17 protein-coding genes are annotated in these 24,850 nt (G+C 43.6%); 9 read left to right on the forward strand and 8 right to left on the reverse strand.

Annotated elements, in window-relative coordinates; genetic code table 11:
• The first annotated feature begins 30 nt into the window (after positions 1 to 30).
• The 4 genes from MTO98_RS24385 (at position 31) to MTO98_RS24400 (ending at position 6,094) form a co-directional block, all read left to right on the forward strand.
• Positions 31 to 2,151, forward strand: coding sequence for a bifunctional aldolase/short-chain dehydrogenase (locus MTO98_RS24385; RefSeq protein WP_243481594.1), 2,121 nt, complete (start codon positions 31 to 33; stop codon positions 2,149 to 2,151).
• A 265-nt stretch (positions 2,152 to 2,416) separates the two neighbouring features.
• A complete protein-coding gene (locus MTO98_RS24390) occupies positions 2,417 to 3,691 on the forward strand; it encodes a sugar isomerase (protein ID WP_243481595.1) in 1,275 nt (424 codons plus the stop codon).
• A gap of 4 nt (positions 3,692 to 3,695) precedes the next feature.
• Positions 3,696 to 5,081: an FGGY-family carbohydrate kinase gene (locus MTO98_RS24395; RefSeq protein WP_243481596.1), complete on the forward strand. Its 1,386-nt coding sequence runs from the start codon at positions 3,696 to 3,698 to the stop codon at positions 5,079 to 5,081.
• A gap of 233 nt (positions 5,082 to 5,314) precedes the next feature.
• Positions 5,315 to 6,094: a polysaccharide deacetylase family protein gene (locus MTO98_RS24400; RefSeq protein ID WP_243481597.1), complete on the forward strand. Its 780-nt coding sequence runs from the start codon at positions 5,315 to 5,317 to the stop codon at positions 6,092 to 6,094.
• Here MTO98_RS24400 and MTO98_RS24405 read toward each other — a convergent pair whose 3' ends face one another.
• Both MTO98_RS24405 and MTO98_RS24410 read right to left on the reverse strand, forming a co-directional pair.
• Positions 6,095 to 6,946: an alpha/beta hydrolase gene (locus MTO98_RS24405; RefSeq protein ID WP_243481598.1), complete on the reverse strand. Its 852-nt coding sequence runs from the start codon at positions 6,944 to 6,946 to the stop codon at positions 6,095 to 6,097.
• A gap of 315 nt (positions 6,947 to 7,261) precedes the next feature.
• Positions 7,262 to 8,395 carry a glycosyltransferase family 2 protein gene (locus MTO98_RS24410; RefSeq protein WP_243481599.1) on the reverse strand — a complete coding sequence of 378 codons (1,134 nt, stop codon included), beginning with the start codon at positions 8,393 to 8,395 and terminating at the stop codon, positions 7,262 to 7,264.
• 88 nt (positions 8,396 to 8,483) lie between these two features.
• On the opposite strand from MTO98_RS24410, the gene MTO98_RS24415 reads away from it, so the two are divergent.
• Both MTO98_RS24415 and MTO98_RS24420 read left to right on the forward strand, forming a co-directional pair.
• Entirely contained in the window at positions 8,484 to 9,467 is a 984-nt protein-coding gene (locus MTO98_RS24415; RefSeq protein WP_243481600.1) for a sugar phosphate isomerase/epimerase, read from the forward strand.
• 516 nt (positions 9,468 to 9,983) lie between these two features.
• Complete coding sequence (locus MTO98_RS24420; protein ID WP_243481601.1) at positions 9,984 to 10,421, forward strand: DoxX family protein; 438 nt, start codon at positions 9,984 to 9,986, stop codon at positions 10,419 to 10,421.
• Positions 10,422 to 10,561: 140 nt separating this feature from the next.
• On the opposite strand, the gene MTO98_RS24425 is transcribed toward MTO98_RS24420, so the two are convergent.
• The 5 genes from MTO98_RS24425 to MTO98_RS24445 all read right to left on the reverse strand — a co-directional run bounded on the left by MTO98_RS24425 (position 10,562) and on the right by MTO98_RS24445 (position 16,191).
• Complete coding sequence (locus MTO98_RS24425) at positions 10,562 to 10,828, reverse strand: UBP-type zinc finger domain-containing protein (RefSeq protein ID WP_243481602.1); 267 nt, start codon at positions 10,826 to 10,828, stop codon at positions 10,562 to 10,564.
• Between the two features lie 20 nt (positions 10,829 to 10,848).
• A complete protein-coding gene (locus MTO98_RS24430; protein WP_243481603.1) occupies positions 10,849 to 12,510 on the reverse strand; it encodes a response regulator in 1,662 nt (553 codons plus the stop codon).
• Positions 12,511 to 12,563: 53 nt separating this feature from the next.
• Positions 12,564 to 13,982: an ATP-binding protein gene (locus MTO98_RS24435; protein WP_243481604.1), complete on the reverse strand. Its 1,419-nt coding sequence runs from the start codon at positions 13,980 to 13,982 to the stop codon at positions 12,564 to 12,566.
• A 398-nt stretch (positions 13,983 to 14,380) separates the two neighbouring features.
• The gene (locus MTO98_RS24440) at positions 14,381 to 15,124 is read right to left on the reverse strand and encodes a LytTR family DNA-binding domain-containing protein (protein ID WP_243481605.1); all 744 of its coding nucleotides are present in this window, start codon (positions 15,122 to 15,124) and stop codon (positions 14,381 to 14,383) included.
• The gene (locus MTO98_RS24445) at positions 15,121 to 16,191 is read right to left on the reverse strand and encodes a sensor histidine kinase (protein ID WP_243481606.1); all 1,071 of its coding nucleotides are present in this window, start codon (positions 16,189 to 16,191) and stop codon (positions 15,121 to 15,123) included. The genes MTO98_RS24440 and MTO98_RS24445 overlap by 4 nt, the downstream gene beginning before the upstream one ends.
• Before the next feature lie 280 nt (positions 16,192 to 16,471).
• Between MTO98_RS24445 and MTO98_RS24450 the strand changes: the two genes are divergently transcribed.
• Positions 16,472 to 19,321: a TonB-dependent receptor gene (locus MTO98_RS24450; protein ID WP_243481607.1), complete on the forward strand. Its 2,850-nt coding sequence runs from the start codon at positions 16,472 to 16,474 to the stop codon at positions 19,319 to 19,321.
• A 275-nt stretch (positions 19,322 to 19,596) separates the two neighbouring features.
• On the opposite strand, the gene MTO98_RS24455 is transcribed toward MTO98_RS24450, so the two are convergent.
• Positions 19,597 to 20,865 carry an outer membrane beta-barrel protein gene (locus tag MTO98_RS24455; protein ID WP_243481608.1) on the reverse strand — a complete coding sequence of 423 codons (1,269 nt, stop codon included), beginning with the start codon at positions 20,863 to 20,865 and terminating at the stop codon, positions 19,597 to 19,599.
• 132 nt (positions 20,866 to 20,997) lie between these two features.
• Here MTO98_RS24455 and MTO98_RS24460 point away from each other — a divergent pair, with 132 nt between their 5' ends.
• Together MTO98_RS24460 and MTO98_RS24465 are read left to right on the forward strand one after the other, a co-directional pair.
• Positions 20,998 to 21,873: an AraC family transcriptional regulator gene (locus MTO98_RS24460; protein ID WP_243481609.1), complete on the forward strand. Its 876-nt coding sequence runs from the start codon at positions 20,998 to 21,000 to the stop codon at positions 21,871 to 21,873.
• Between the two features lie 191 nt (positions 21,874 to 22,064).
• The gene (locus MTO98_RS24465; protein WP_243481610.1) at positions 22,065 to 24,485 is read left to right on the forward strand and encodes an ABC transporter permease; all 2,421 of its coding nucleotides are present in this window, start codon (positions 22,065 to 22,067) and stop codon (positions 24,483 to 24,485) included.
• The last annotated feature ends 365 nt before the right edge of the window (positions 24,486 to 24,850 follow it).

Raw genomic sequence — 24,850 nt, forward strand, 5'->3', positions numbered from 1 at the left:
AATAATTCGCTAATTCACTAATTGAAAAATATGTCGTCGAAAACAACTGAATTTAAACATGTAAGCTATTTGTGGGACGAAGCAAAAGCCGCCGAACTCGCAGGCGATGAAGTAGCCCTGCTTATATACCGCTCCAACCTTTTGGGTGCCGATCTGCGCCTTACCAACTATGGTGGCGGTAATACTTCGTGCAAGCTTAACAGTAAAGATCCTTTAACCGGCAATGATGTTGAGGTAATGTGGATCAAAGGCTCGGGCGGTGATATTGGTACCCTGAAAAAAAGCGGGTTAGCTGCCTTGTACGTTGATCGTTTACGCAGCCTTAAAAACATCTATCGCGGTGTTGAATTTGAGGACGAGATGGTTGAGCTGTTTAACCATTGCATTTACGATCTTAACTCAAAAGCGCCTTCAATTGATACACCGCTGCATGGCTTCCTGCCATTCAAGCATATCGACCACCTGCACCCTGATGCTGCAATCGCTATTGCGGCTGCAAAAGACGGTAAAAAAATAACCCAGGAACTTTTTAACGGTACCATAGGCTGGGTTGAATGGAAAAAACCGGGTTTTGAATTGGGCTTGCAGTTAAAACAATGTTTGGATGAAAATCCGGGCATCCGCGGCATTATGCTGGGCTCGCACGGTTTATTTACCTGGGGCGATACCGCTTACGAAAGCTACATCAATACCCTTGAAGTTATAGAGCGCTGTGCCGAATACCTGGAAGAAAACTACGGCAAAAAAGCACCTGTTTTCGGTGGTCAAAAAATTGAAAGTTTGGACGAGGCCGGTCGTAAAAAACAAGCGGCTGCCCTTGCACCGGTATTACGTGGTTTTTGCTCAAGTTACAGGCACATGGTTGGTCACTTCACCGACGATGCCCGTGTACTGGAGTTCATCAACTCTAACGATCTTGACCGTTTGGCGCCATTGGGTACCAGCTGCCCCGACCACTTCCTGCGTACCAAGATCAGTCCGCTGGTGCTTGACCTTGCACCGGCTGAAGACCTGAGCGATGTAACCGCGTTGAAAGCGCGTTTGGCTCCTGCGTTTGAGGCCTACCGCCAAATGTATACCGACTATTACAACACTTGTAAGCATGACAATAGCCCGGCCATCAGGGATACCAACCCGGTAATCATCTTATATCCGGGAGTAGGCTTATTCTCTTTTTCAAAAGATAAGCAAACCGCCCGCGTTGCTGCCGAGTTTTATACCAACGCTATCAACGTAATGAAGGGTGCCGAGGCTATCTCTGAATACACTTCTCTGCCACGCCAGGAAGCATTTGATATAGAGTACTGGTTGCTGGAAGAAGCTAAATTACAGCGTATGCCAAAACCAAAGGCTTTATCAGGCAAAATTGCCCTGATCACAGGTAGCGCGGGCGGCATTGGTAAAGCTATCGCTAAAAAGTTTGTTGACGAAGGCGCGGTAGTTATCCTAAATGACATGAACGCCGAACGCTTGGAAAGTGCAGGCGAAGAGTTCAAAAAACAATACGGCAAGGATTCGTACACAACCGCTGTACTTGATGTTACTAAGGCCGATCAGATAAACGAAGCACTTGAAATTGCTGCTTTAGCTTTCGGTGGTGTTGACATTGTGGTGAACAATGCCGGTTTATCGATCTCTAAATCTATTGCCGACCATACCGAAAAAGACTGGGACCTGTTATATGACGTATTGGTTAAAGGCCAGTTTTTTATTACCCAGGCAGCCGTTGCCGTGATGAAAAAACAAGACATCGGTGGCGACATCATTAACATTGTAAGCAAAAACGCCTTAGTAAGCGGACCAAACAATGCAGGCTATGGCTCAGCAAAATCGGCACAGTTGCACCTGAGCAGGTTGAACGCTGCTGAGTTGGGTACCGACAAGATCCGTGTAAACGTGGTTAATCCCGATGCCGTGATTAGCGATAGCAACATTTGGGCTGGCGGATGGGCCGAAGGCCGTGCTAAAGCTTACGGTGTTACCGTAGATGAACTACCAGCTTACTATGCCAAACGTACATTATTGAACGAGGTAATTTTACCTGCCGATATCGCTAATGCCTGCTTCGCCTTTACCGGCGGCCTGCTCAACAAATCAACCGGCAATGTGTTGAATGTTGATGGTGGTGTGGCGATGGCCTTTGTGAGGTAGATAGTTCATAGTTGATGGATCATGGTTCATGGTCTTAGACATTAAAAGAAAGTAAAAAGCATGGGGTAGTGCGATTCCCTCCCTTGGGAGGGTGTAGGGAGGGGTTTCTTCGATAAGCTTATTCGTTAAGCAAGGCGTATAAACCCCTCCCTGCCACCGCACAATCCATCTGCACCCCTCCCAAGGGAGGGAAAAAATTTACATAACAAGTTCAAGTGTGAACGCTTGAGCTTGCTTGACTTGCTAATCATAACCAATAACAATTATGCAGTTAGAAAAATATAAAATTGATGAAGCCAATCACCAACAGCAGAAAGATCATCAGCGCAAATTTGATTTTGTTGCCGGTGATATCAAAGGATTAGATACCATTCTGCAAAAACTGATTGATTTTAACATTGCCATTCCGAGCTGGGCATTAGGTACCGGCGGTACACGTTTCGGCAGGTTTTCGGGTGGTGGCGAGCCACGCAGCCTGGAGGAAAAAATTGAGGACGTGGGCCTGATCCATGCACTTAACCGCAGCAGTAACTCTATTTCGCTGCACATCCCATGGGATATCCCATCTAATGCTTCGGCCGTTAAAGCTCATGCTGCGCAATTAGGCCTACACTTTGATGCCGTTAATTCCAATACTTTCCAGGACCAGGCATCACAGGAATACAGCTATAAATTCGGCTCTTTACACCATGTGGATAAAGCCGTGCGCAAGCAGGCTGTTGCCCATAACATTGAGGTGATCAAATACGGTGTTGAGCTTGATTCAAAAGCATTATCTGTTTGGCTGTCGGACGGATCAAATTTCCCTGGTCAACTGAATATGCGCGGTGCATTTGAGCGTACATTGGAGAGTTTACAGGAGATCTATGAGGCACTGCCTGATGACTGGAAAGTTTGGGTTGAATACAAACCGTATGAGCCAAACTTCTATTCAACCACCATTGGCGATTGGGGACAATCATACCTGCTGTCATCTAAATTAGGCCAAAAAGCACAAACATTGGTTGATCTTGGCCATCATTTACAGGGTGCCAATATTGAGCAGATTGTTTCATTATTGCTGATGGAAGGCAAGCTGGCCGGTTTCCACTTTAACGATTCAAAATACGGTGATGACGACCTTACCGTTGGCAGTATCAATCCATATCAGCTATTCCTGATCTTTAACGAACTGGTTGAAGGTATGGATGCCCGCGGCATGACACATGCAACCTCAATAGGCTGGATGATCGATGCATCGCACAATATAAAAGACCCTATTGAGGATCTGATTCAATCTGTAGAGGCCATCAAGATAGCCTACGCACAAGCTCTTTTGGTAGATACTCCTGCATTGGTACAGGCACAACAAGATAATGATGTGGTGCTTGCACAAGAAATTTTACAGGAGGCCTATCGTACCGATGTTCGCCCGTTATTGGCCGAAGCAAGGTTAAGGGCAGGCGGTGCGTTGAACCCATTAGCTGTTTACAGGCAACAAAGCATCAGGGAGCAGCTGATTGGCGAACGAGGAGCAAAAGCAGTATCAACCGGATTGTAAGCCTATGGAGCCGATACCCGTTATAGCCGTTTTTGATGTGGGTAAAACCAATAAGAAGCTGTTCCTGTTCGACGAGAACTATAAGATAGTTTTTGAACGGACGGCCCGCTTTTTGGAAACCCACGACGAGGATGGCGACGCATGTGAAAACCTCGACAGCCTGAGACTATCGGTATTTGACAGCCTGCGCGAGATTTTTAAGCATAAGCAATTCGACCTTAAGGCGGTCAATTTTTCAACCTACGGTGCCAGTTTTGTTTATGTTGATGAGGCTGGAAAGCCGCTTACCCCACTGTATAATTACCTTAAACCATATCCGCCTGAACTGGGCAGGCAGTTTTATGAAAACTATGGCGATGAAGCCAGGTTTGCTTTAGAAACCGCCTCGCCCGTTTTGGGCAACCTTAATTCGGGCCTGCAGTTGTACAGGTTGAAATATGAGCAACCGGAGGTTTTTAAGCAGATAAAATATGCCTTGCACCTGCCCCAATACATGAGCTATCTCATCAGCGGGCAAATGGTGAGCGATCTTACCAGCATTGGCTGTCACACTGCCCTTTGGGATTTTGAGAAAAAGACTTACCACAATTGGCTAAGCGCTGAAGGGATCCTATCCAAAATGGCTCCGTTACACCCCGCAGACAATGTGCTGCCTGCTGAGTTTCCGGGCAGTACCTATAAGGTTGGTATCGGACTGCATGATAGTTCGGCTGCGCTGATCCCCTATCTCGTGAGCTTTAATATGCCTTTTGTGCTTATTTCAACAGGAACATGGTCTATCAGCTTAAACCCATTTAATCAAACGCCGCTTACTGCCGATGAACTGAAACAGGATTGCCTTAATTATCTGCAATACAAAGGCAGCCCGGTAAAAGCATCGCGCCTGTTTACTGGGTATGAATACGAGCAGCAGGTAAAACGGATAGCCACACACTTTAACAGGGACGAGATCAGGTACCGTACCATAAACTACGATCCTGCTATAGCCGCCAGGTTAAATAACCAGCCATCATTACAGGCAAACGAAAATGAAGGGTTACAGAAATCGGCATTTGAGCAGCGCGACCTGAACAGTTTTGCCGACGATGTTGAGGCTTACCACCAGCTCATGATCGATATTGTTGCCCAGCAAACCATATCAACCAATTATGTTTTAAATGGCTGCAAGGTAAAGCGCATTTTTGTTGATGGTGGTTTTAGTAAGAACAGTGTTTTCATGCATTTACTTGCACTGGCGTTTCCGCACCTGGAAGTATATGCCGCATCAATGGCACAGGCTACTGCCGTAGGTACCGCCTTAGCCATTCATCATGCCTGGAATACCAAGACACTGCCGCATGACCTAATCGAACTGAAATATTATTCGGGGGTGCAAAGCGAGGTTGTATGAAATGCATAACAGGAGGCTCCTATGGAGCCTTTTTATTTTTCCCTAATTTGCTACAAACAGTCGCTCCTATGGAGCCAAAAAATAACCTCCAACTAATATCTTTTTGTCAACTCCGTAGGAGTATCATGTTTATAGCTACCTCAAAAGAAAATACCCGGCTCCGGTAGGTGCCTCCTCCTCTTAAACATCTATCAAATCTTAATTCTATATTAGCGTCAACCAAACAGCCTTTTATGAAAAGATTGATTTTCTTTTTATTACTCATCATATCGATTACGGCCAACGCACAGCAAACTAAACGCAAGAAAGCCATCATTGTGCTTACCTATGATGACGGTATCAACTCGCAATTAAACATTGCCATACCCCAGCTTGATTCGGCGCACCTTACGGCCACTTTCTTTTTAATGGGCAACATGACCGAAGCTACTTTGCCCCGTTGGCGTGAGGTGGGTAAAAAAGGTTATGAACTGGCTAACCATACTTTATATCATCCCTGTCTGCTTACCAACGTAAAGGCTAACCCGGCTAATAATTCGGCTATTTATACCCCTTACATGATGCTGCGCGAGATCAATGAAATGAACACACTGCTTTTTGCTGTAGACGGTAAAACAGGTAGCCGCACTTATGCCTACCCATGCACTGAGGTTGAGGTTGGTGGTGTAAATTACGTTGACACCCTGCGTAAAGCAGGCCTTGCAAAATATGCCCGCATAGGCGGCGGACCGGATGCCGTGATCACCGACTTTAAAAACCTCGACCCGTTAAAAGTACCTTCATGGGGCGTAACAGGCAACCCCGTAACCGGCGAAGCCCTGATAGATTTTGTGAAGAAAGTACAGCAAAGCGGCGGACTGGGCATCTTCATGTTTCACGGTGTAGGCGGCGATTATCTGATCACCCCTGCCGATGCACACAGGCAACTGCTTAAGTATTTAAGCCAGCACCGCAACGAAATTGAGGTAACAACATTCATGAAAGCTATGGATGAGGTTACTGCAGCAAAATAATCAGGCTATAAGGTTAATAATATCTGCAATAACAGCTTCGTCTTTAATGATGCGTTCATGTCCGCGGCCTTCATAAACTTTGGTTTCAATTTCGGGATGAGCCATGAGGAAACTTTCCAGAAAGTTTAAAGGCGCAATTTTATCTTCCGGATCATAGGCTAACCAATGCCGTGATATTGAACCTGCGGGGTATAAATTATTGAGGGTAAAACCAGAAGCGTTCATATCAAATTTCTCCTCAAAGTCTGCAAAGAACTTATCCTGCTCAGCCTGGGCTACATCAGCGGCATTCAGGCTGGCTATAAAATTTTCCTTCAGATTGGTTAGCGGGGCAATACTGATAAGCAAATCAGGTTTAACCCCGGTTTCCTTAATTGCCATGGCATTAGCCATACCCCCCAACGAATGCCCAATAATTACATCCGGGGCACCATATGTTTTGATCACCGCTTCGGCTGCTTTTGCAAACAGCAACAGGTTTGACAGCTCACCTTCCGAGCTTCCGTTGCCAGGCGTATCAAAGGCTATTACCTGTGTATCACCAATGTTTTTCAAGGCGGTGATGAGTTCGGCAAAATCGGCAGCTTTTGAACCCCAGCCGTGGGTGATCATGATCCTGCGGCTACCATCACCCCAAATAAATCCGTTAAATTTCAATACCGATTTGGCAAAGTGAGGATCATCAACTTCAAGCGTAAATTGGTGGGCTTCATCAAGCAATTGCTGTTGCTGCAAACGCACCGGCATTTTAGGCGAATAACAGATAAGCTGCCACAATAAATTGTTCATATCAGGTGCCTCGGCACCTTCAAGTGATTTCACCTGGTTAAATATTGCCTTAAATTTTTTCATCACGAAGTCGATGTATAATCGCCAAAGTAAGTAATAATCATTTTAAATATACCGAAAGGTATTTTATTTACATTACCCCGACGAAAAAACCAGTTATTGCTATCTAAGAAGCTGTTCAAAATTGATAAACATAGTTTACAGGTCGATAAAACTTCATTGCCGTTGGTTTTAACCAACGGAATAATAAGTAACAATAAGAGGGCTTCAGCCTAAACCGGCTTGCATAATTAGGCTAAAGCCAATACTTTTAATTTTTTTACCGTTGGTTAAAACCAACGGCTATGATTATTTTGTATTTTTAAACAGCTTCTGAGATTACTCATCCCCTTTCAGCATCTTCAGCGAGTAAAAACTATCCCGCCAGTAAATGCCGCCCCGTACTACAGTTACAACCGATGCTTTTAAGAAATGCCAGGCCAAAAAGAATGCTGAAAACGGGATCATAAATGCGTACCACCATTTATTAGGTGGCACTATCATCATATAAATTATATGGAACACCAACATAATTGCAGCCATGATCCGGATTGTTGTATCACCAAAAATGAACATCAGCGGCATTGGCAGGGCTACCGATAATAACATGCTAATTACGTTAAAAACAGCCTCTGCCAGATTATAGTTGGCTACAGCAAATGAGTTTTTCTGAACGCCGCGACCGAATTCATTAAGGGTTTTGTACCATTCAAGTGAAACGTAGCCTTTAGCAGCTAAAACATCCTGGCGGAAGCCTTCTTTCTTCATTATCCGGCCAAGTTGCAGGTCGTCATCAGGACGTAGCCTGATACGGCTGTGAGTGCCAAATCTTTCATAAGCACTTCGCCTAACCAAATTAAATGCCCCTATGCCCGATGATGCTTTTGATTTGGGATTTTTTGCTGCCCAGGGCTTCATATCAACCATAAGTATAATACTGAATGTGGCAAACACGCTGTTTAAAATAGCCGATCGCGATATCAATTCGGGTAATATGGTTAAATGATCAAGTTGCTCTTTAGCTGCATAACCAACAGCCTTGTTGATAGCGTCAGGATGAAAAACAATATCAGCATCTGCAAAAAGCATCCACTCTTCGTTGCTGCTGAGGTATCCCTGGTACAGGGCGTTGTTTTTGCCAAGCCAACCATCTGGTAATGTGCTGATAGTGGTAACTTTGAGCTGCGGAAACTGTAAAATAAAACGCTCTAATATTTGGGCAGTGCGGTCGGTTGAGCGGTCGTTAATTACAAGGATCCGATGATTTTGGTAGTTGATATGACAAACGCTTTGCAGGGCTTTTTCAAGATCTGCTTCCTCGTTGCGTACCGGTATAATAATAACCAAAGACGGCAGATCATCCATCAGGGGCTGCCGGCTTACCTGCTTAATTTGTTTAAAACCCCATAACAAATAAAAGTTTAATGCCAGGGTTATTACAAATATTATAACGCTGTACCAGAATAGTATCATGATAAATAGGTTTGGATAAAGGTGAATAAAAATCAGGGAATTTTAACGGCAAAAAGTGGCATATTGCATTACCAATTTTTAACACCTTATGGAAAATATCAGCCGTAAAAAATTTATTACTTCTGCCGCATTGGCTGCTGCCGGTTTACCTTTTGGCTTAAGTGCATTGGCTAAGCAGCCGGTATCACACCAGGATGTGGCTACCCGTAACCCCATTGCAAATGAGAAAATAAAGGTGAGCATATTTTCCAAGCATATGCACTGGCTTAATTATGCCGAAATGGCTGCATTAACAGCCCAACTTGGTTTTGACGGCATCGACCTTACCGTACGGCCAGACGGACATGTATTGCCTGAGCGTGTTGCCGATGACTTACCTAAAGCAGTTGAAGCCATTGAAAAAGCCGGGCTTAAGGTTTACACCATAGTAACCAATATCAAAACGGCCAGCGAAAAGGATGCCGAACCCATTCTGAAAACAGCATCGGCATTAGGCATAAAATATTACCGAACAGCCTGGTTCAATTACGATAAGGCCATTAGTGTACCGGCCAATATCAAGACCGTTAATAAACAACTGGCCGGGCTTGCGGGTATTAACAAAAAGTATGGGATGCATGGCGGCTATCAAAACCATTCCGGCGATTTATTTGGTGCATCGCAATGGGACTTGTGGATGAGCCTTGAAGGGCTTGATCCCAACCATATAGGTTGCCAGTACGATGTGAGGCATGCAACCACCGAAGGTGCCGACACCTGGCCTGTTACGCTTGACCTGTTGAAAGCTTATTCAAAAACCATCAACGTAAAGGATTTTTACTGGGAAAAGAAAGACGACAGATGGCAGGTAAAAAGTGTGCCCTTAGGCGAAGGTATGGTTGATTTTAAAAAGTACTTCGGCCTGCTAAAGCAATACAATATCAATGGACCAATGAGCCTGCACTGCGAGTATCCCTTAGGTGGAGCCGAAGATGGGGCACGAAAGCTGACTATCAGCAAGGATGAGTTCACGGCTGCCTTAAAAAAAGATCTGACGAGGCTGCGGGGTTGGCTGGCGGAGAATGATCTGTAGATTCTAATTTTTCACTCTTTATTATTGCGCTTGTTTTATTCTTGCGCTCGTTTGCAACGAGCGCCGAACTTGGGTTTGCGTTTATAACGCAACTGGCGATACAATCGCCAAACCATATTAAGCGCTCGTTACAAACGAGCGCAAGTTTGATTTAAAAAGCCATGTCATTGCGAGGAGGAACGACGAAGCAATCTCGTAGCTATGCAATTCGGCCATGCATTGGCTACGAGATTGCCACGCTGTGCTCGGCAATGACATACTTTTTGTTTGTTTTTCCAGGAAACTTTCATCTTCCCAACACTTGAAGCTGCAAACGAGCGCAAGTTTGCGATTGCTGCGCTCCGTAATGTCATTTTTTAATTGCAATAGGCGGATTACACTAATTTTTCTCTTTCCTTAAAACTTGTTTTATAACAAATTTGTTACTAAATTTAGTAAAAGCATACCGGCCGTTCAGTCTCTCAACTTTACCCCCGGCTGCTGACAACCAATTTATTTAACTAAAAGGAGGGCTTTATGAATCTGGTTCATAAAATTGAACACTGGGGTGATACTCATCACCCAAAAGTATTGGATATTGTGCGCGTTGTTCTTGGCGTGTTTCTGTTGGTAAAGGGTATCACTTTTATGGAAAACACCTCGTACCTGCGGGGCATCATAAACGATCAAAATGTTATTGATGTATCGCCCGATATGTTGATGATCCTGGTGTATTATGTATCATTTGCCCATATGGTTGGTGGCATACTGATAGCAATGGGTATCTTAACCCGCCTGGGCTGCATTATCCAGATCCCGATATTAGTAGGTGCAGTATTTTTGATAGGCATTTTCCAGGAACCCATCAACGCCATGCTGTGGCCATCCCTTACAGCTCTGGTGCTGCTAATACTGTTTACGGTTATAGGCTCAGGGCCATGGTCATTAGATAAGATCCTATCTTTTAAGGGATAGGTTGTTGGAGAAATTACAGGTTGCGGTTAAGAGACCAGAGGTTGGAGGTTAGGCAATTTCTACTTTTAAAAGAAACAAAAAAGCCGGAAGTCCCTGGTTTGGGGACTTACGGCTCAAAACTTAAGACTTCCGATTTCCAATTAATATCCTTTAACCGCCTCATCCACATAGCACCATAACCAGCGTTCGCCGGGTTCAGCAGATATCACTACCGGGTGTCCTGTGGCATGGAAATGCTTGGTCATATGGGTGTTAGGAGAACTATCGCAGCAAAGTGTAACGCCGCAGGTTTGGCAGGTACGCAAATGCAGCCATGAACCGTGATGTTTTATACATTCCTCACAAACGTAATCCTTAGGTTCGGTTATGCTTTCAACAGCTTCAATGTGGGCACAGGTTTCTTCCATAAGTATAGGTGTTTGATAATTTAAACTTCGGCCAGGTATTTATGTACAAAACTTATTGCCATTGAGCCTTCGCCTACGGCAGATGCAACGCGGTTCATGGCACCCGCACGTACATCACCTGCGGCAAAAATACCGGGGCAGCTGGTTTCTAACAGGAAAGGATCGCGTTTAAGCTTCCAAACTTTGCCAAAATTTTCATAGCTGCGCAACTCCCTGCCGGTTTCAATAAAGTCTTTATTGTTTTTAATTATATCCAGCTTTATCCAATCGGTATATGGCTTAGCGCCAATAAATATGTATAGTGCATTGGCTGCTTTAACCTCAGTTTCTTTGGTTTTACAGTTTTGTATAGTAAGCTTTTCAAGGCAATTAGTACCCTCCGCCTCAATTACCTCTGTATTTGGTAAAACCTGAATATTAGGTGTATCGGCAATCTGGTTGATGAGGTAGGCCGACATGGTTGCCGTTAAATCATCCCTGCGGATAATGATATATACATTTTTTGCAAATTTTGACAGGTACATAGCTGCCTGCCCTGCCGAGTTACCTCCGCCAATAACAAACACCTCTTTACCTGTACATGCCGAAGCTTCGGTAGTAGCGGCACCATAATAAATACCGGCACCGGTAAAGTTATCAACACCCTTCACCTCCAGTTTGCGGTAATCAACACCGGTGGTAATTACAACGGTACGGCTAATAATTTCGGGGCCATCATCTAAAATAATGGTTTTGTATCCATCCTTCTGTTTGATATCACTAACAGACTGCGGCGACAAAAATTCGGCACCCAGGCGCATGGCCTGGCTTATGGCACGGCGGGTAAGGTCGGCACCGCTTAAGCCTGCCGGGAAACCAAGGTAATTTTCAATACGCGAACTGGTACCTGCCTGACCGCCCGGAGCTTTTCGTTCGATCAGTAAAGTTTTTAATCCTTCAGACGAACCGTACACCGCTGCTGCTAATCCTGCCGGTCCCGCGCCTATGATCACCACGTCGTAAACATCGGTGAGCTGCGTAGAGCTTTTACCCATTTTGTCGGCAATATCCCTGATAGTTGGTTTGGTTAAACAACTGCCATCTTCAAAAATCACTACCGGTAAATCGTCGGTTGTACGGTTGTTTATGGTTAGCAAATTGGCCGAATCGATGTTTTTCTCGATATCAAACCAACGGTAAGGGATCAGGTTACCTGCTAAAAAATCTTTTATAAGGTGTGATTGAGGCGAAAACTGGTATCCCACCAGCTTCATACCCACAAATTCGGGTACGTAGTGGCTATGCCAGTCGTCAAGTAAATCGTTTATTACCGGATAAAGTTTTTCCTCGGGTGGGTTCCAGGGTTTCATCAGGTAATAGTCAAGCTGTACATCGTTAATGGCTTTAATTGCGGCGTCAGTATCGGAGTACGCGGTAAGCAATACCCTTTTAGCTTCGGGGAATACTTTTTTTGCTTTCTCCAAAAACTTAACACCTTCCATTTCCGGCATACGCTGATCACACAAAAACAAGGCAACCACCTCCGAGCTGTTTTTCAATTCAACAAGGGTTTCATACGCCTCGTTTGCCGATGTTGTGCTTAGGATCTTATATTCTTTATTATACTGCGATTTTAAATCGCGGCTTATTGACCGCAATACCTGCGGATCATCATCTATAGAAAATATTATCGGACGGCTCATAGGGGTAAATATGCAGGCAAATTAACTAATATTTTTGGTAAAATCGGTTTTTGCTAACCATTTATCGGGAAGCAAACTATAAACTCGGTATGCCCGGGCTTTGATTTTACCTTAATCGAACCGCGGTGCTGCTTCACTATGCGCTGCACCACCTCAAGCCCCATACCGGTACCTTTACCCATTTCTTTTGTAGTAAAGAAAGGATCATAAATACGGCTGATGTTATCTTCAGGTATGCCGGGCCCGTCATCAATAATGGTTACTTCAACAAAGTCGTTATCTTTTTTTGTGCGGATGATAAGTGTTCCTTTCTCATTTATTTCCATGGCATCAAGGGCATTGTCAACCAAATTTGTCCATACCTGGTTAAGTTCGCCAATAAGGGCTTTAACCTCGGGCAGGGTATCATCAAATTCTTCAACAACAGTAATATTTTCCTTCCTGATCTTATAGCCCAGCATGGTGATGGTATTACGGATCCCGATGTGGATATCGGCATATTGCTTATCCTGTGCACGGTCCATATGGGTAAATGTTTTAACAGAGCTTACCAACTCTGCAATACGGCGCGCCGATTCCTGAATATCTTCAATCATCTTTTCGCCCATAAGCTTGCTGCTTAGCCAGCCCATAATGATAGGTACGGCATGGTCAGGGATATGTGCTTTAAGCGCTTCCAGGTTTTCGGTAGTGAAGCTAAAATCGACAAAGCTTTCGGCTATATCGTAAGCATCCTCTACCCCGTTATCTTCCAGCCATTCAGATATTTCATCTTCAAGCTGGGTACGCTGCTTAAGCGTTAGGCGGGTATAACATTCCTTTTTATTCAGGATCCTGAACAGTTCGTCGGTTAGTCCGTCAACCTGTTCATCACTTGCCTTTATGGCAAACATATTTTTAAGATGTGACGGCACCATACGCAGGTGTTTCCTTAACGATAAGGAGTCGCGTACGATAGCCGATGCCGGGTTGTTAAGTTCATGGGCCAAACCTGCAGATAGCTTACCTAAAGCCATCATTTTATCGTTTTGTTGCTGCATGGCCGTAAAATCGCGTACGCGGGTGGTCATGATATGAACCAGGGCCTGGGTAAGTTCAAAGTGGTTCTGGATCATCTCAATGATATCGGCCGTAGGATAACTCAGAATCGTTAACTCGCCAACGGCCTGTGCATAACCTTTAGCAATTAGCCCGCGCGAAAAAGGCATGTAACCTGTAATGCTGCCTTTTTCAACCAGGGTATAGTCGCGCCGGGATCCCTGCTGCATCATAAAAAAGCGCATATTACCCTCCAGTACAAAATGAGGGCCTGTGAGCTCCTGACCCGGTTCCATCAGGTATTCACCGTCTTCAAATGTTAATATTTCACTTTTATCAATCAGCCATTGCAGCTGATCATCGGGTATATTGGCCAAAGCTTCAAAAGCTTTCAAGTCTGATACTGTTACCTGTAGTTCACTTACCTTTTGCATATTTAAAAGTAGGGAATATTATTTAATGATGTAAAAATGAGGTGAAAAATTGCAATTGGGTGAACCTGACCGCTGATTTTTTTGATTGCGCAGATTTCGTTGATTCTATCTGTATTTGGATTAAAAGTATTTGTGGATTTATTTGATTTTTGTGATTGTGGGATTATCATTTATCATTATTTCCCCCGATTCGTGTCCTCACGAATCGCTTTATGCTATGAAGTTATTAATTGTTTGGCGGATGATCGTGAGGAAACGATCACGGCGAGCAGCGGTTGCGTCAGTGGTCGCTGAGATAACACCGACCATAAGCTGAACTGATTGTCCTAAAGGCGATCGTGAGGACACGAATCGCGGGAAGAGAATCCCTCAATCACAAAAATCTCATAAATCCCGGTTCAGTTCCATTTGCTCAGAAATACCCCGAAAGCTTCTTTATACTGATCGCCTACGGTGATGTTCACTTTGCCTATCTGCAAGGCATTACGGGTAATGGAATTAATTTTATTAAGTGATACAATGAACGAGCGATGTACGCGCATAAAACGTTTGGATGGTAGTTTTTCTTCCAAAGCTTTTAAACTGGTAAGAGACAACAGCGGCTTTTCCTTATCCTGGAGATAGATCTTTACGTAGTCTTTTAAACCTTCAATGTACAGGATTTCGTTAAGGGCAATACGCACCAACTGATATTCGATCTTTAAAAACAGGTATTCCTCTTCTTCAACAGGTTCGGTGGCAACTGCTGCACTATTGTTTGAGCGGTTCACCAGTTCAAAATAACCCAATGCTTTATTTGATGCATGCAAAAACTCTTCATAGTTAAATGGCTTGAGCAAATAATCGAGTGCGTCAACCCGGTAGCCTTCAATAGCAAACTGGTTATAGGCGGTGGTAAAAATAATACGTGGTTTGTTAGCCCCCCTGCTGTCAAGTACTCTTGCAAGTTCCATACCATTGAGGTTAGGCATTTGAATATCCAGAAAAATAAGGTCAATCTTTTGATCCTGCAAGCCAACCAACGCCTCAACAGCGCTACTGTAGCGGCCAACCAGTTTCAAAAATGGTGTTTGCTCAATAAAAGCACAAACCAGTCCCAGCGCAAGTGGCTCATCATCAACAGCTATACAATTAATTATCATGACAGCTTAAGGGTTAAGTTAACAGTATAGGTGTTGGCAATAGTATCCTCATTAATATCCAGCTTATACTTCCCGGTATAAAGTATATCAAGCCTGCGAATGGTATTTGTTAAACCGATGCCCTTATTTTCGCCAATGTTGGGGTTATGATCTTTATAGATACCGTTTTCAACCGTTAAATTAAGTGAATCTCCCTGCTGATCGACAACAATGCGAATGGCGCTCGGCTCGGTAGCGCTTATACCATGTTTAAAGGCATTTTCTACAAAAGGTAAAAAAAGCATTGGGGCAACGGCTACGTCATTAGTGTGCGCCGGCGGTGTAAAGGTAACTGTTACTTTTTCGGTAAGCCGCAATTCCATAAGGCTGATGTAATCCTTAATAAAAGCAATCTCCTGGCTTAATAATGCCGTGCCGTGCTGGGTATCATATAAAACATACCGCATCATACGCGAAAGCTGGTGCAACGCTTTACGTGAGGTTTCGGCGTTAACATGTGTAAGTGCGTAAATATTATTAAGCGTATTGAAAAAGAAATGTGGATTGATCTGGGCTTTCAGGAAGGAAAGTTCGGAGCTTATTTTTTCCTGCTCAAGAGCAGCCCTCAGCCTGATATCTGATTGCCATTTTTGAATAGCGGTTATACTGGTGCTGATGCCCAAAACCAATGCAATGATAATTGTACCGAAAATATCCCAGCCGCCTTTGTCCCTGGGTTTGGGCGGGCGGTGTTGTTTATGAAATATAGCTTCCATACGCTCATGCATATGGAGCGCATCATCTGCCCATTGGCTAAATAATAAAAAAACCGCCACTAATACTACAACAGTAATTAAATACATAGCGGTACGGTCATGCAGTAAAAAACGCGGAACAAGCAGTCGGCTATTAAAATAATAAGCCGCTACAAGCAGGAAAAAAACAATGGCTTGCTTGATCCAAAACTGGTAAGGAAACTCAACATTCCAGGTGAGCGGCTGGTAAAAAAACAGCAGTATACCAAAAACGGCCCATATTAAAACATGAATAAGTACAGTGATGGTGTTACTTTTTGATTTAAGGCTCATTTAAAGGATTACTATAATTCACGAAAGATAAATTTACTTATATAATCAACAATAATACAAATCAATACTACTACAGGACAATCATAATCGGCCGGGAGGCAAAAAACACCGATGAGCCCTTTAATCTGATCTTTAAAGAGTTCCATAACCCCTCCATGGTATAACCGCCGGCATTTATAGGCTAAAATGGCTATCCCGTCTATATATTAACAGGCTCTGTCTATTACGTTTTTTACACTAAAATTAATGCTATTGTTTTGCTGCTGTTAATCAGCATAAAATGAAAATCCTATACTCCTTAGCAGTATTAATTGCGTTAGCGTTTACGTTACATTTTAACGCCAACGCTCAAACTAACCGAACGGTTCATGGTATCGTAAAAGACTCTACCGGCTACCTTGTTGCCGGCACCAGTATAAAAATGCTTACCGGTACCGATAGCACCACCGTAATTACGGGTACCGACGGGACTTTTACGTTTAACAACGTAAAAGTAAACCAATTTAGTTTGGTATTTAGTTCGATAGGCTATCAACCACTCAGGCGCCGCTTTGTGCTTGCCAATGACAATAAACCGGCCGATTTACCTCCGGTTATCCTGAAAATAGAAACTACCATGTTAAACACTGTGGTTATTGCTGATGTGAACCCGGTAAAACTTAAGGAGGATACCATTGAATTTAATGCCGATGCTTACAAGGTGCGTGATAATGCCCCTGTTGAAGATGTGATCAAAAAGCTGCCGGGTATGGACGTTGATAAAGACGGTAACATCACCGCCCAGGGCAAAAGCGTTACTAAGGTACGCGTTAACGGAAAGGATTTTTTTGGCGGCGATGTTAAAACAGCCACAAAAAACCTGCCTGCCGATATTGTACAAAACATCCAGATCATTGATGATTACGGCGACCAGGCAAATCTTACCGGCGTAAAAACCGGCGAGCCCGATAAAGTACTTAACATCACCATTAAGCAAAATAAAAACTATGGCTATTTTGGACAGGCCAGTTTAGGCGGCGGGCGGGATGCCCTCCCCGGTGTATCAAGTGATAAGGAAAGCAACAGGTATGTGGCTTCGGCAAACGTGTTCAGTTTTAGCGGTGACAGGCAGCTGGCATTTCTGGGCAACCTGAATAATACCAATACCAACCTGTTTACTTTCGGCGGCGGCGGCCCGAGAGGTGGCGGTCCGGGTGGCCCTCCGGGATCAAACAGCAGCTCATCAAACGGGATCACTACAGCCCGCTCATTCGGTTTCAATTATCGCGATAGCTGGGGCAAAAAAATCACCGCTTACGGTAGTTATAGCTTTGCCGATAATTCGGTGAACACCATCAGCAGTACCATTCAAAATAACCTTTCGTCAACCAACGCAAGTACCAATACACAAACCAATAACCAGCAGGACGAGAAGCTGAACCACCGGGTTAACTTCAACATCGAATACAAGCCCGATACTATAAACTACGTAAAGATCACCCCATCATACGCATACGCCAGCACCAACACTACATCTGATGCTACAAGCCTGCTGCTCCGGAATTCGGAAACGGTATCAAACTATAGTCTTGCAAACCTTAGTAAATCAACAGAGCCCAACTATGGTGTTAATGTATTATTTAACCATAAGTTTAATAGCCATGGGCGCAACTTCAGCGTAAACGTTGGCGCTGGCAGTTACACTATTAATAAATATCAAAACCCGGTTTACACCTATATTGATGGAGCCCGCAATGCCCCCTTAAACCAGTTCATTAATACCGATAGCCGTACCGATAGCGTGGGAACTACCCTATCCTACATGGAACCTATCAGCAAAAAAGGCTATCTGGAGCTTAACTATGCTTACCACTACGCCTACACCACTGCCGATAGGGCAACGGATACCCTGGCCGATAACGGCGCTATAAACAGGTACGATTTGCTGAGCAATAACTATAACTCAACTTTTGTTACCAACAGGTTTGGGCTTAACTATCGCTTTATAGACAAAAAATACAATTATACTTTAGGTGTTGTGGCACAACCTACATTGCTAAAAGGATCGTCGATAGTTGATGGCACACCATTTACAACCAACAACAACACATTTAACTGGGCTCCTACTGCCAGGTTCATCTATAACTTTTCGCGCAGCCAATCACTTAGTTTAAATTATAACGGCAGCAGTAATCAACCTACTTATACAGAATTGCAACCGGTTACCGACTTCAGTAACGCATCATACCCGGTACAGGGTAACCCCGATCTGAAACCGGAGTTTAATAACACATTGTCGTTAAAATACAATAAGTTCAATTTTGAAAGCGGTAACGTATTCTTCAGCAACCTGTCGTTCATTAAAACGGATAACAAGATTGTAGCCAATACCATTACCTACCCTAAAACTTATGCGCCTAACAGCAAACTGGCCGGGAGTATTTTAACCCAATATTTAAATGCCGATGGTTATTATTCGGCACAGGGATTTTACGTGTTTGCCAAGCCCTGGCAAAAAAGAAAATATAATTTATTCATGATCGGTAACATTTCGTACAATAACAACGTCTCATATATTAGTAATGTCGACTCTGCTACCTACAACATGACAACCGAGAAAAATATTGCCAAAAATTTGGTATTATCTCAAGGCGCGCGCTTTAGAGTGAGCATTACCGATGTTATTGACGCCGAAGCAAGCACAACCTACAGTGTCAACACATCAAGCAATTCAATTAAGCAGGCCAACGTTAACAGTAACTTCCAATCCCTTAACCTGGGTATTAACGGCAAAAGCTATTTTAAAGACTGGACACTGAGCTATGATTACTCAAAAATGATCTATTACGGTTATACCGGTGCTACCAACCCCAATATATTGAACACCTATGTAGAGCGCCGCTTTTTGAAAGGCAATGCCGGCACCCTAAGGTTTTCAGTAATGGATGTATTTAACGAAAATACGGGATACACTACAACGCAAAACGGCAGCTACATTACTCAAACCAACAGTAACCGTTTGGGCCGTTATTACCTGCTGACATTTACACTTAAGTTACAGAAATTTGCCGGTAAAAGACCAACGATGGAACGCGGCGGGCCGGGTGGTCCCCCTCCTGGCGGCGGCCCCGGCGGACCGCCACCATTTTAAAGAATGGTAAGGCTCATAAAATATTAAAAACCTTTCCGTCCCTGAGAAAGATGGTGAGTTCAGATCAAAACATGATGATCTGAGATTTAGTTGATGTTATCATAAGATAACTGCAGGGCGTTCCGGGGTGAGATACGGGACGCCCCTTTTTATTAATTATACGTTAACATTTGGCCCGGGGTTATAGGATCTCCATAAAAATATCCGGTGTTTTGCCCCTTATCAATATTATAAATCGCTAATATGATGGCACCAGGCAATAAATACGCTATTTTTTAATTAATTGAAAAATGATAATTTACTCCTGCTTTAAAACCACTTTGTTTAATTGAATAATCTCCTGGTGTTTCATTGCCGCTGTGTATTGATGTTGGAATTGCATACGATGCATTGATCTCGAACGCTTTATTGATGATTACACCTGCTTTTATCGGAAAACCCAGCCAGTTTTTATCAAACGCAAGCAGGTTATTATTTGACGCAGATGTACCACCCGAAGTGATCACCTGGCTATATTTCGGAAAGTTTACCGTTACACCTATATCGCCGTAAAATTTCATAGTATTGGTATTGTATAAATAATAAATAAATTGAGGATAAGCGGTCAGATTACGCTGATCAAAATGATATTTTATTTTCGGCTTATCGGGTTGGGCATAATAAAGATCAGCAATTGTTTCGTTTGAGGCTGTCCAATACATCAGTTCAATCCGGAATACGGCCCTGCCTATTTTTGCGTTTGTATAAAAATTTATACCTGCCGAAAATGTGGGGCCAAAAGTTGTTTTACTTTCATCGGCATTACGAAATGGCAACTCGCCTCCAAATTTAAATTTATTGGCTGATACACCTGCGCCAACAAAGAAATCGAACGATGATTGAGTTTCATAATGCGTGTTATCAGCCATCATGTTATTTATCATGCGTGATATCTTCCTTAAAACAGGTGTTTTGTAGCTTGCTTTTTCAATTTCCTGTTTAAGTTCATCTGACGAAGGGTTGTACTTTGCCGCTAAATTATAAAGCTGTGGCACATACTCGTTATCTGAGTGTGTGGCAACACCAAGCTCGGGTATATAATACATCCGATATATAAGTTCATAGGTGGTGCCGGCTGCGTGATCAGTAATAAAGTATCTTGTTTTAATATCATCAGTAAACGAGTAAAGCGTAACCTTATCACCTTTTTGCTGTACTTTCAAAAAAACAGTACGCTGTTTTACACTGGTATCTTTGCCTGTGGGCAGCCTGGCAATATTAGTTTCATCATTACTTACAGGGCCGCTATAGCGCTCATAAGCTACCGAATTGGTTATTTCAAAATATCTAACATCGTTAGCAGTATAGTTATTGACGCTTGAACTTGAAGCTGAGGCTTTAAAACTGATAGCTTCGGGGTTGCTGTCCCATTCTTTTTCGTTTATAAATCCCTTAATTGTTTCTCCCTTAATTGTGATAATGTAACCTGGTTTAAAATTACTTTGAGCTTTTAAAAGTAAGGGATACAGAAGTGGTACCAATAACAGTACATGCTTAATTTTCATTGTGAAGTGGTTTGAGTTTAATTGGTAGTTGAAGATAATGTTAAAAAAATATAAATTTTATACTTTATCAAAAAATGAGCAATATTTACACTTTTTACCTACATTTAGCCAGTTGTTTGTAAATAAAACTGAATGAAACCGCTTTTACTCAAAGTTTCTGCCGATCCAGCGCATTCTTTTAGCGTAAGGCATGATATGTTGCCTGACATCAATAACCGCTGGCATTGCCACCCTGAGCTTGAACTGATTTATTTTACAAAGGGCGGCGGAACGCAATTTATAGGCGACAGCATTAAACAGTTTGAGGCCGGCGATATGGTATTGGTTGGATCAAACCTTCCGCACTACTGGCGTTTTGACGATGTGCACTTTGGCAATAGCGGCGACCAGGTGCCGGTTGATACCATTGTGGTGCATTTTTGTGAAAACTTTTGGGGCGATCAGTTTCTTCAGCTCCCGGAAAATAAGCTGATCAAGGTACTGCTTGAACGTTCCAAACGCGGTCTGCAAATAACCGGCGAAACAAAAAAACAGGTAGCCGACACCCTGGCAACCATGCTTAATACCGATGGGGCCGAAAGGATCATTATGCTGCTAAAAGCGCTGAATACCATAGCGGGCAGTTCGCCGCTTAATTATTTAACTTCCATAGGGTTTAAGTATGATCACAATGAATCGGAAAGCGACAGGCTCAACAACATTTATGAATACTCGGTACGTAACTTCCGTAAAAAGATCTATCTGGAAGAAATTGCCGATATAGCAGGCGTAAGCGCCAACTCCTTTTGCCGTTACTTTAAATCAAAAACCCGCAAAACATATTCACAGTTTGTGATCGAAATAAAAGTAGGCTACGCCTGCAAACTGCTCATTGAAAATAAGCTCAACATCAAACAGCTTTGCTATGATAGCGGGTTCAATAACTTCTCTACTTTTCATAAACATTTTAAGCAGGTAACCGGCAAAAGCCCGCTGATGTATCAGAAGGAGTTTACGAAGAAAGCCTGAACCGGGATTTGGGAGGATTGGCCGGATTAATAGGATCTCGCTTTGCTTGCGGTAGGCAATAAGTTCAAAAAGTTTCAGATAATAAAGGATCCTGTAATACTACATTTTCCCTAAAAGAATCCTGCGCATCCCGATAATCCACCCAAATCCCGGTTCATATCCCTATATTGTAAACCTCAACCTCTTACAATATGATCCGCAACATCCTGCTTGTTACCTGGCGAAACCTTATCAAAAACAAAAGTTACACGTTTATTAATATTATCGGGCTTGCTTTAGGCATGGCAGCGTTTATATTAATATTCGCTTATGTAAATTTTGAAAAGAGTTTTGACCGGATGCATCCCGATGCGGCGAATATTTATAGGGTTGAGAGCCAGTTTTACCGTGGCGATAACCTTAGCGACAGCTGGCCTACCAGCACCAACGGCTATGCTACCGCTATGAAAGCCAACTTTCCCGAAATTGAATCATACGCCCGTATCGACTGGCATAATGCAGAGCGGGTAGTAAAGTACAACAACATCAAATTTCGCGAGGAACATGTTTGCTTTGCCGACAGCAACTTCTTTAACTTTTTTGCTTACCCTATGCTTAAGGGCGATAAGCTTACTGCACTTAATGAGGTTAATTCGATAGTGATCTCACAATCGGCTGCTAAAAAATATTTTGGTAACGATGAGCCTGTAGGCAAGTTTTTGGATATCACTACATTGAGCGATAGTTACCATTGTATGGTTACCGGGGTATTTAAAGACCTGCCCGCTAATTCAACCATGCAGTTCAACTTCCTGGTATCATGGGCTACTATACCCAAGTTTGAAAAAGATTTTTGGTACCTGCATGAAAGCTACACGTTTGTGAAGCTGAAGCCCCACGCAAGCCCGGCTGCGGTTGAAGCCAAATTCCCGGCATTGGCCGAGCGCTATAAAACAGGTCTTTCTTTAAAAGACCTTAAATGGACGATAAAATTGGTCCCCCTTGCGGATATCCATCTTAACCCCGCCAAACCAAATGAAATTGAGGTAAAAGGAAATCGTTTTGCGGTAGATTTTCTGAGTATCATAGCCTATATCATCCTGCTGATTGCCTGTATCAATTACATCAACCTGGCTACCACCAAATCGGTTGACAGGGCACGGGAAGTAGGCATCCGCAAGATAAGCGGCGCGCATGCACCGCAATTGATCATGCAGTTCCTTGCCGAATCGGTTATTATCAACCTGGCTGCCCTGGTAGTAGCCTTAATACTGGTATTAGCCGGGCGTTATGGTGTCATGAACTATTTATATGGCGAAGGTTCGTATGGTTTGTTATTTGACAGCGCTTTGTATTTGAAACTTGCCGCTGTTTTTGTTGGTAGTATCTTGCTTTCGGGCATTTACCCTGCAACGGTGCTGGCCCGGATGAAGCCGATAGCAGTACTTAAAGGACGGTTCGCGTTTTCAAAAAGCGGTGTGCTTTTGCGCCGCGGAATGGTAGCTTTCCAGTTTATGGCTTCGGTATTACTGATTGCTGGTACGTTTGCGGTTTACAGGCAGATAGTTTACATGAACAGCCAAAATACCGGGGTAAATATCGATCAGACCATTGTGGTGAAAATGCCTGTTAATACACCGAATTATAATCAAAAAACAGTCAGTTTTAAAAATACGCTACAGGCTTTTGCAGGTGTTAAAGCCGTTACGCTTTCGGGCGCAGTACCGGGCAAGGAAGTAGGCAAATTTTTGGCCGACAGGCGCTTCGGTGCTCCAAAATCAGAAGAACGGACTTACGAAATGCTCCGTGCCGATCATGATTTTATTAAGACTTATGGCTTGCAGATTATAGCCGGCAGGGCCTTTGATAAAAGTCGCCCGGCAGATTCTGTTGGTTTGGTGATGAACGAAGCTGCTGTAAAACAGTTCGGTTTTGAGTCGCCGCAGGATGCCGTGGGTAAAAAGGTTTGGATTGAAACCCTGGATAAAGAACCCAACGAGATCATCGGCGTAGTGAAAGACTATCACCAGCAATCGCTTCAGAAAAATTATACCCCGGTTGTCATGTTCATGGATCCTAAACTACCCTGGATCCCCGCCGATTATATCTCGGTAAAAGTAAACGGAGGCAATATGCGCCAGATGGTTGATAATATCAAAACAACCTGGAATAATACCTTCCCCGAATCATCATTCGATTTCTTTTTCCTTGACGATTTTTATAACCGTCAGTACGCGCAGGACACCCAGTTTGGTCATGTATTTACCCTGTTTGCTTCGCTGGCGATATTTATTGCCTGCATTGGTTTGTTTGGCTTAACGGCTTACTCGGCCGCCCGCCGCACCAAAGAGATCGGCGTACGTAAAGTGCTTGGCGCATCGGTGCAAAATATCATTTCCCTGCTTACCTGGGATGTGGTAAAGCTCATCTTTATATCAAGCCTTGTGGCAATCCCGCTGGCATATATTTTCATTAACCAATGGCTTAACCGTTACGCCTTCCGGGTGCAGTTAACGTGGTGGCAGTTTGTTGTGCCGGTTTTCGCGCTGGTGGCAATTGCTGTGGCAACTACGTTTTATTTAACCTTCAGGGCGGCATTGGCTAACCCGACGAGTTCGTTGAGAAATGAATGACCGTTGATTTGTTTGATTACGCTGATGACGTTGATTTTTTCTGAACCGAGATTTGGGGGGATTTGCTGGATGGATGGGATTTCCCGTTGCCCCTTTTGCCGTCGCTCGGCCGGAGCCCATAGCCGTTAACTTAAGTTAAAAAAACTCTTAAAAGCTGGGGAATGTGCGATTCCCCTCTCGAGAGGGGTGGAGGGGTGTGTTATTCTACGTGCGGCTTATCGCTTGTATAACACACCCCTGCTACCTCTCGTTCCATCGCGCCCCCTCTCGAGAGGGGATTTTAAAACACTTACACCAAATTTTTTCCCTTAAGTTAACGGCTATGGGCCGGAGTCGAGCGACGGCGAAGAAGAAATAAAGCAGTA

Origin of the sequence: Mucilaginibacter sp. SMC90 (genome assembly GCF_022811725.1) — a bacterium.
In the GTDB taxonomy this organism is placed as follows: domain Bacteria; phylum Bacteroidota; class Bacteroidia; order Sphingobacteriales; family Sphingobacteriaceae; genus Mucilaginibacter.

Bases quoted from the DNA above. Each gene is read 5' to 3' on its own strand.
- MTO98_RS24385 (WP_243481594.1), top strand. From the start codon at position 31: ATGTCGTCGAAAACAACTGAATTTAAACATGTAAGCTATTTGTGGGAC.
- MTO98_RS24390 (WP_243481595.1), top strand. From the start codon at position 2,417: ATGCAGTTAGAAAAATATAAAATTGATGAAGCCAATCACCAACAGCAG.
- MTO98_RS24395 (WP_243481596.1), top strand. From the start codon at position 3,696: ATGGAGCCGATACCCGTTATAGCCGTTTTTGATGTGGGTAAAACCAAT.
- MTO98_RS24400 (WP_243481597.1), top strand. From the start codon at position 5,315: ATGAAAAGATTGATTTTCTTTTTATTACTCATCATATCGATTACGGCC.
- MTO98_RS24405 (WP_243481598.1), bottom strand. From the start codon at position 6,946: ATGAAAAAATTTAAGGCAATATTTAACCAGGTGAAATCACTTGAAGGT.
- MTO98_RS24410 (WP_243481599.1), bottom strand. From the start codon at position 8,395: ATGATACTATTCTGGTACAGCGTTATAATATTTGTAATAACCCTGGCA.
- MTO98_RS24415 (WP_243481600.1), top strand. From the start codon at position 8,484: ATGGAAAATATCAGCCGTAAAAAATTTATTACTTCTGCCGCATTGGCT.
- MTO98_RS24420 (WP_243481601.1), top strand. From the start codon at position 9,984: ATGAATCTGGTTCATAAAATTGAACACTGGGGTGATACTCATCACCCA.
- MTO98_RS24425 (WP_243481602.1), bottom strand. From the start codon at position 10,828: ATGGAAGAAACCTGTGCCCACATTGAAGCTGTTGAAAGCATAACCGAA.
- MTO98_RS24430 (WP_243481603.1), bottom strand. From the start codon at position 12,510: ATGAGCCGTCCGATAATATTTTCTATAGATGATGATCCGCAGGTATTG.
- MTO98_RS24435 (WP_243481604.1), bottom strand. From the start codon at position 13,982: ATGCAAAAGGTAAGTGAACTACAGGTAACAGTATCAGACTTGAAAGCT.
- MTO98_RS24440 (WP_243481605.1), bottom strand. From the start codon at position 15,124: ATGATAATTAATTGTATAGCTGTTGATGATGAGCCACTTGCGCTGGGA.
- MTO98_RS24445 (WP_243481606.1), bottom strand. From the start codon at position 16,191: ATGAGCCTTAAATCAAAAAGTAACACCATCACTGTACTTATTCATGTT.
- MTO98_RS24450 (WP_243481607.1), top strand. From the start codon at position 16,472: ATGAAAATCCTATACTCCTTAGCAGTATTAATTGCGTTAGCGTTTACG.
- MTO98_RS24455 (WP_243481608.1), bottom strand. From the start codon at position 20,865: ATGAAAATTAAGCATGTACTGTTATTGGTACCACTTCTGTATCCCTTA.
- MTO98_RS24460 (WP_243481609.1), top strand. From the start codon at position 20,998: ATGAAACCGCTTTTACTCAAAGTTTCTGCCGATCCAGCGCATTCTTTT.
- MTO98_RS24465 (WP_243481610.1), top strand. From the start codon at position 22,065: ATGATCCGCAACATCCTGCTTGTTACCTGGCGAAACCTTATCAAAAAC.